This is a genomic window from Salinispora goodfellowii (assembly GCF_059570675.1).
In genome coordinates this window covers 22,576-29,538 of record NZ_JCANTD010000043.1, presented here as the reverse complement: position 1 = coordinate 29,538, position 6,963 = coordinate 22,576, and the positions used below count along the sequence as shown (strand labels likewise).

The following is a 6,963-nucleotide window of genomic DNA, read 5'->3' as shown; positions in this document are numbered from 1 at the left end:
TAGACGACTGGGTTGATAGGCCGGAAATGTAAGCTCGGTAACGGGTTCAGTTGACCGGTACTAATAGGCCGAGGACTTGACTACTAAGTTGCTACGCGTCCACTGTGTAACTCTTGACAAACAAACATTGCCTGTGGTGTTGGGTGTGTTTGATATGTCGATAAGTGTTACGGCGGTCATGGCGGAGGGGAAACGCCCGGTTACATTCCGAACCCGGAAGCTAAGCCCTCCAGCGCCGATGGTACTGCACTCGGGAGGGTGTGGGAGAGTAGGACACCGCCGGGCAAAACTTCAGTTGAGGGCCGACCCTACCCGGGTCGGCCCTCAACCTGTTTCCCGCCGGACAACACCACCCGCCAACAGCCTCGCCAGACCACCCGCCAACGGCCTCGCCAGCACAGCCCCTTTGATCGATCAGCGGGTCTGCATCTCGTTGCGCATTTTCCGGAACAGGTCAGCGGCGTCCCCTAACGGATGATCCGGAAACAGGCCCATCACCACGCTTCCATGGTCCGCCCAGCCGCACACGGTGAAATCCCCGCCCGTACCGCTGCTGGTGCCACACTTCAGCACACCACCGAGTGGGCCCGGGGAGAGGCTCCGCAGCCCGCTGACCTGGCCAGTTTCGTCGGCCATCAGCCCGAACAGACTGTCCAGGTCGCGTTCGGGCTGCCAGAGCAGCGTGGTGCCGCCGAAGACGAGCACCGGCCGGCGCTCGCCCGTCGGATCTCGGTAGACGGTGCCGAAGCTCTGGTCCAACTCGATGCCGGCCGCGAACCCGTTCCGGAGATAGTCGGCCGTACTGCGGGCCGGCTCGCTGTCGTCCCGAGTCAACCCGGCCACCTGTGCTGGGCTGGCTACCGTGGCGTCCTGCTGCTGGAAGATGCGCCAGCCCACCGCGCCGAAGGTTCCCGCGCCGGCGAGCCCCACGGCGGTCGCCAGCAGCCAGGCCAACCGGCGGCGACGAACCCGGATGCCCGCTCGGTTGGGCTTCGGAGCCGGGTCCTCGCCGTCGAGTCGGATCGGCTCGTCGGTCAGGTCGACTGGCTCGGGAGCCCCTTCGACGGCGCGCTCACTGAGGTGCCCGTTGGACATAACCGACACCGTACGCGAAGCCCTGGTGGCGCACGTAAGGTCCGCGGAAGCTCTCCGTAGACTTCCAGGGGTGACCGAGAGACTGGATGCCCAACGCCCCGACGCCCCGACCCTTGCCGGCCAGTACCTGCCGGGCGAGGTGGAGCAGCGACGGTACGAGCAGTGGGTAGCCGGCGGACACTTCCGCGCGTCGGCGGAGAGCGACAAGCCCCCGTACACCATCGTCATCCCGCCGCCGAACGTCACCGGCTCGCTGCACATGGGGCACGCGCTGGACCACACGATGCAGGACGCTCTGGCCCGGCGGAAGCGCATGCAGGGCTACGAGACGCTCTGGCTACCCGGGATGGATCACGCCGGTATCGCCACCCAGAACGTCGTGGAGCGGCAGCTGGGCGAGCAGGGCCGGTCCCGGCATGACCTCGGCCGCGAGGCGTTCGTGGAACGGGTCTGGCAGTGGAAGGCCGAGTCCGGGGGCGCGATTCTCGGGCAGATGCGCCGGCTCGGCGATTCCGTCGACTGGGAGCGGGAGCGCTTCACCATGGACGCGGGCCTGTCGCGGGCCGTCCAAACCATGTTCAAGGCGTTGTACGACGACGGGTTGATCTACCGGGCCGAGCGGATCATCAACTGGTGCCCGCGGTGCCTCACCGCGCTGTCGGACATCGAGGTGGAGCACACGGACGACGACGGTGAGCTGGTGTCGATCCGATACAGCGACGAGGTCGTGGTGGCCACCACCCGGGCGGAGACGATGCTCGGCGACACCGCCGTCGCAGTGCATCCCGAGGACGAGCGCTACCAGCACCTGATCGGCACCGAGGTCGAGCTGCCGCTGACCGGCCGGCGCATTCCGATCGTCGGGGACGAGCACGTTGACCCGACCTTCGGCACTGGCATGGTGAAGGTGACCCCGGCGCACGACCCAAACGACTTCGAGATCGGCCAGCGGCGCGACCTGCCGTCCCACACGATCATGGATGAGCGGGGGGTCATCACCGCGCCCGGGCCGTTCGCCGGCCTGGACCGGTATGAGGCGCGTCCCGCCATCGTCGCCGCCCTGCGGGAACAGGGCCGGATCGTGGCCGAGAAGCGCCCGTACTCGCATGCGGTCGGTCACTGCTCGCGCTGCCGTACGACGGTGGAGCCCCGCCTGTCGTTGCAGTGGTTCATCAACACCTCGCCGTTGGCCAAGGCGGCTGGCGACGCGGTGCGGGACGGACGGGTGCGGATTGAGCCGGCGGAGCTGGCCAAGCGGTACTTCGCCTGGGTCGACAACATGCACGACTGGTGCATCTCCCGCCAGCTGTGGTGGGGGCACCGCATCCCGGTCTGGTACGGCCCGGCCGGTGAGGTCGTCTGCGTTGGTCCGGACGAGACGCCGCCGACCGGCGACGGCTGGCGCCAGGACGAGGACGTGCTGGACACCTGGTTCTCCAGCGGGCTGTGGCCGTTCTCCACCCTCGGCTGGCCGGAGCAGACTCCGGAGCTGGCCAAGTTCTACCCGACGAGCGTCCTGGTCACCGGCTACGACATCCTCTTCTTCTGGGTCGCCCGGATGATGATGTTCGGCCTCTACGCGATGGACGGCCGGCAGCCCTTCGATGTGGTCGCGCTGCACGGCATGGTCCGCGACGAGCACGGCAAGAAGATGTCGAAGTCGTTCGGCAATGTGGTTGATCCGCTGGACTGGATTGATCGGTTCGGCGCCGACGCCACCCGGTTCACCCTGGCCCGTGGTGCGAACCCCGGCGGGGACGTCGCCGTCAGCGAAGAGTGGTGCCAGGGCTCCCGTAACTTCTGCAACAAGCTCTGGAACGCGACTCGGTTCGCCTTGTTGAACGGCGCGCACACCCGGGGGGCGCTACCGCCGGCCACGGAACTGTCAACAGTTGACCGGTGGATTCTTTCCCGGCTCGCGCGGGTCACCGCGGAGGCGGACGAGCAGTTCGAGGCGTACGAGTTCGCAAAGGTTTGTGACCTGCTGTACCACTTCGCGTGGGATGAGGTCTGCGACTGGTACGTGGAGCTGACCAAGCCACTCCTGGCGGCCGGCGGTCCGGCTGCGGACGTCACTCGGCGCGTCCTCGGGCAGGTGCTGGACCAACTGCTGCGGCTGCTGCACCCGGTCATCCCGTTCCTCACCGACGAGTTGTGGATCGCGCTGACCGGCGGCGAGACCGTCATGACGGCAGCCTGGCCGACCGCCGACCGGGTGTCGGTTGACGCTGCCGCGGAGACGGAGATCGCCGCGCTCCAGCGGGTGGTCACCGAGATCCGGCGGTTCCGTTCCGACCAGGGGCTGCGTCCGACCCAGCGGGTCGTGGCCCGGCTCGACGGATTGGCCGGCGCCGGCATTGCCGGGCACGAACCGTTGATCCGGTCGCTGGTGCGCCTGGACGCGGCAGGGACGGACTTCCAGGCCAGTGCCACGCTGACCCTCCCCGGCGAGGTGGGTGTTGCGCTGGACACCCGCGGGTCGATCGACGTGGCGGCCGAGCGGGCGCGGTTGACCAAGGACCGGGCGGCGGCGGCGAAGGAGGCCGGACAGGCCCGGACCAAGCTCGACAACCCGGCGTTCGTGGGGAAGGCGCCCGAGCCGGTGGTGCAGAAGATCCGCGACCGGCTCGCCGCCGCCGAGGCCGACCTGGTGCGGATCGACGCAGCTTTGGAGGCCCTACCCTCATGATCGAGCAGACCGACTTCGCTGCCGTCGAGGCGGAACTCGCCACTCGTGGGTTCACCCGGATGGTCTTCGAGCTGGACCGGATCGAGATGCTGCTGGATCTGCTCGGAAGCCCACAGCGGGCATACCCGTCGATCCACCTCACCGGCACCAACGGAAAGACCTCGACAGCTCGCATGATCGACTCGCTGTTGCAGGCGTTCGGGCTGCACACCGGGCGGTACACCAGTCCACACCTGGAGACCGTCCGCGAGCGGATCAGCCTGGACGGCGAGCCGGTGGACGAACAGCGGTTCGTCGCCTCCTACCGCGAGGTGGCGCCGCTGGCCCAACTCGTTGACCAGCGGTCCGCGGAGCCCTTGACCTACTTCGACCTGACCACGGCGTTGGCCTTCGCCACCTTCGCCGACGCACCGGTGGATGTCGCTGTCGTCGAGGTGGGCCTCGGTGGCGCGGAGGACTCGACCAACGTCCTTCAGGCCGGGGTCACGGTGTTGACTCCGATCGGGCTCGATCACACCGAGTGGCTCGGCGACACGATCTCCGACATCGCCCTCCACAAGGCGGGCATCATCCACAAGGGCGCAACGGTGATCTTGGCCGGGCAGGAGGAGGAGGCAGCGCGTCCCGTGCTCGAGCGCTGCGCCGAGGTCGGCGCGACGATCGCCCGGGAAGGCGCCGAGTTTGGGGTGTTGCGTCGGGCCGTCGCGGTCGGCGGCCAGGTACTCACCCTGCAGGGGCTCGGCGGGCAGTACGAGGAGCTCTTCGTCCCGTTGCACGGTGCCCACCAGGCGCAGAACGCCGCCGTGGCGCTCGCGGCCGTGGAAGCGTTCCTCGGCGCGGGTGCGCGCCGCCAACTGAACGTCGAGACGGTCCGGGAGGGGTTCGCCGCGGTGAGCTCACCGGGGCGGTTGGAGCGGGTCCGTACCGCCCCGACCGTGCTGCTCGACGGCGCACACAACCCGCCGGGCATGGCGGCCACGGTCACCGCGCTGCAGGAGGAGTTCGCGTTCAGCAAGCTGGTCGCCGTCCTCGGTGTCCTCGGTGACAAGGACGCGTTCGGCCTGCTCGAACTGCTGGAGCCGGTGGTTGACCAGCTGGTCGTCACCCGAAACAGCTCGCCGCGGGCGATGCCCACCCGGGAACTGGCGACCCTCGCCGCCGACGTTTTCGGCCCGGACCGGGTGGTGGTGGCGGAGCAGATGCCGGACGCCATTGCGGCGGCGGTGGCGCTGGCCGAGCAGGATGTCCCCGGTGAGCTGGCCGGGATCGGCGTACTCGTCACCGGTTCGGTGGTGACCGTGGCCGACGCCCGCCGGCTGCTGAAGCGATGACCGCCGCCGGGCGTCCAGCCGACTCCGGACCGGCGGCCGGGCAGCCGAAGGGCTCAGGACCGGCGCCCGGATTGTCGCCGGGCTCGGCGTCGCCGTCGCGCCGCTCCGGGTTGCGTAGTCCGCAGCGGGCGGTGGCCGGTCTCGGTGCCGGGCTCCTGAGCCTTGAGGCGCTGGTCCTGGTGCTGGCCATCCAGCCGATCCGGGTGGTCGGCGGCGGGTTGAGTGCTGCCGCGATCGCCGCTGTGGTGGCGCTGGCGGTGGCGGCGGTGCTGCTGGCCGGAATGATCCGTCGGGCCTGGGCCTGGCCGGCGGGGATCGTTCTGCAGGGCGCGTTGCTGCTCGCCGGCGCGTTGCACTGGTCGCTGTTGGTGCTCGGGGTCATCTTCGCGTTGGTGTGGGCGTACGCCCTGCACGTGCGGCGGGTGATCCTCGGCTGACCCACTCAGGCCTCGGCGCGTTCCCGCCACTGGGTGAGGGCGATGCCGTGCCCGTCCGGGTCGCGGAAGGCGGCCGCCCACACCTCCAGCTTCGAGCCGCGGTTGACGACCCGCGGCGGATAGGTGAAGCGGACGCCGGATTCGCGCAGCCGCGTGTACGCCTCCTCGATGTCGTCAACCTCAAGGTTGACATGTACGAGTCGACGGCTGATGGGGACGGCCTCGGTGGCCTCCCGGAGCACCAGGCGGGTCGCCCCGGAGGCGAGCACCGCGTTCCCGGAGCCCTGGTCAACCTCGATGAAGCCGAGGTCCTGATAGAAGGTGAGCGACCGCGTCAGGTTGGTGACGAGCAGGGTGAATCCCACCCCGGCGATCGGCGGGTCACCAGCGGGCTCCCCGAAGATCGCCTCGTCCAGGTCCGGGATCACCGATTCCTCGGCGTACGGCGGCATCGGGTCGTCCAGGGGTAGGTCGACCGGGTCTGCCGGGGCAGGAACCCGGAACCCCTCGGCTGTCGGTCTGGGCCCTTCGGCGGTCGGGCGAGCCGGCGTGGCGGTGGACGAGGTCTCGACTGGCGCCGCCGGGAACGGTGTCGCCTCGGTCGATGGGTCGAATCGTTGTTCGGCGGGAGGTCGAGGGCTCGGCGCGGCGCGCCGCGGTAGGCCGCCCGGGGCGGGCGGGTTGACCAGTTCCCCGTCCAGAACCGTCGGGCCACCGGGGACCTGGTGTACGACGACCGTGCTGGTTTCGGTCGGCGACGGGACCGGGTCGCCGTACGGGTCCCGGAACTCGTCGTCGGCTGCCCGGCCGGCCCACGGCGGTGCCTCCTGCTGGATCAGTAGCTCTTCTGCCGGTAGGTCCGGATCCGGGTAGTGCGGGGGCAGGTCCGCCCCGCTGACCCGCGCGGCTTCGGTGTGGGTGAGCACCTCGTCCCAGAGAACGCGAACGTGCCGCTGGTCGTCGAGCGCCACCCGGATCGGTAGGGTCTGGCCCGGTGCCGGCCACTTGGCGACCGGCACCCGCGGCTCGATGATCTTCTTGGATCGGGGTGGTAGCCCCGGTGCGTCGATGAAGAGCTGCAGCTCGCAGCGGCCGAACGCGTACTGGGTTGGTGGTTCGGAGACGGTGTGCATGGTCCCTTCACCGATGACCCAGGTGCGCCCGCCGGCGCGAACCGTGGCGAGGGCGACCGCCAGCACCAGGATGGCGCCGCCGAGCGCCACGATCGACCAACTTGGCATGCCCAGGCCGAACAAGACCACGAACGTAGCCACCGTGCCCAGCGCCGCGCCGACCAGCTTGCGGACCGGCGCGATCGGGCGGCTACCGCCATTCGCCACTGTGGACCTCCTGGGGGGGGTAGGGGTCAGGCTAGGCCGGCTCGCCCGTCGGGGGAAGGACCGACCGCCGC

5 protein-coding genes and 2 rRNA genes are annotated in these 6,963 nt (G+C 69.5%); 5 read left to right on the top strand and 2 right to left on the bottom strand.

The genetic code is table 11. The features are described from left to right. Positions 1-84 (top strand): 23S ribosomal RNA (locus T398_RS24440); the annotation flags it as partial. An 84-nt stretch (positions 85-168) separates the two neighbouring features. Continuing rightward, positions 169-285 (top strand): 5S ribosomal RNA (gene rrf, locus T398_RS24435). 129 nt (positions 286-414) lie between these two features. On the opposite strand, the gene T398_RS24430 is transcribed toward rrf, so the two are convergent. Then, entirely contained in the window at positions 415-1,095 is a 681-nt protein-coding gene (locus T398_RS24430; RefSeq protein WP_496450208.1) for a hypothetical protein, read from the bottom strand. Positions 1,096-1,165: 70 nt separating this feature from the next. Between T398_RS24430 and T398_RS24425 the strand changes: the two genes are divergently transcribed. From T398_RS24425 to T398_RS24415, 3 genes are read left to right on the top strand one after another with little or no spacing between them, the layout of a single operon-like run. Then, the gene (locus tag T398_RS24425) at positions 1,166-3,784 is read left to right on the top strand and encodes a valine--tRNA ligase (RefSeq protein WP_496450207.1); all 2,619 of its coding nucleotides are present in this window, start codon (positions 1,166-1,168) and stop codon (positions 3,782-3,784) included. Next, positions 3,781-5,115, top strand: a complete 1,335-nt coding sequence (locus T398_RS24420; protein WP_496450206.1) for a bifunctional folylpolyglutamate synthase/dihydrofolate synthase — start codon at positions 3,781-3,783, stop codon at positions 5,113-5,115. The genes T398_RS24425 and T398_RS24420 overlap by 4 nt, the downstream gene beginning before the upstream one ends. Then, positions 5,112-5,552 carry a DUF4233 domain-containing protein gene (locus tag T398_RS24415; RefSeq protein WP_496450205.1) on the top strand — a complete coding sequence of 147 codons (441 nt, stop codon included), beginning with the start codon at positions 5,112-5,114 and terminating at the stop codon, positions 5,550-5,552. The genes T398_RS24420 and T398_RS24415 overlap by 4 nt, the downstream gene beginning before the upstream one ends. A gap of 5 nt (positions 5,553-5,557) precedes the next feature. Here the strand turns inward: T398_RS24415 and T398_RS24410 are convergent, their stop codons facing one another. Beyond that, positions 5,558-6,892: a VOC family protein gene (locus T398_RS24410; protein WP_496450204.1), complete on the bottom strand. Its 1,335-nt coding sequence runs from the start codon at positions 6,890-6,892 to the stop codon at positions 5,558-5,560. Between the last annotated feature and the right edge of the window lie 71 nt (positions 6,893-6,963).

Excerpts from the sequence above, each read along its gene's own strand:
- T398_RS24430 (WP_496450208.1), bottom strand. The coding sequence starts at position 1,095 with ATGTCCAACGGGCACCTCAGTGAGCGCGCCGTCGAAGGGGCTCCCGAG.
- T398_RS24415 (WP_496450205.1), top strand. The coding sequence starts at position 5,112 with ATGACCGCCGCCGGGCGTCCAGCCGACTCCGGACCGGCGGCCGGGCAG.
- T398_RS24420 (WP_496450206.1), top strand. The coding sequence starts at position 3,781 with ATGATCGAGCAGACCGACTTCGCTGCCGTCGAGGCGGAACTCGCCACT.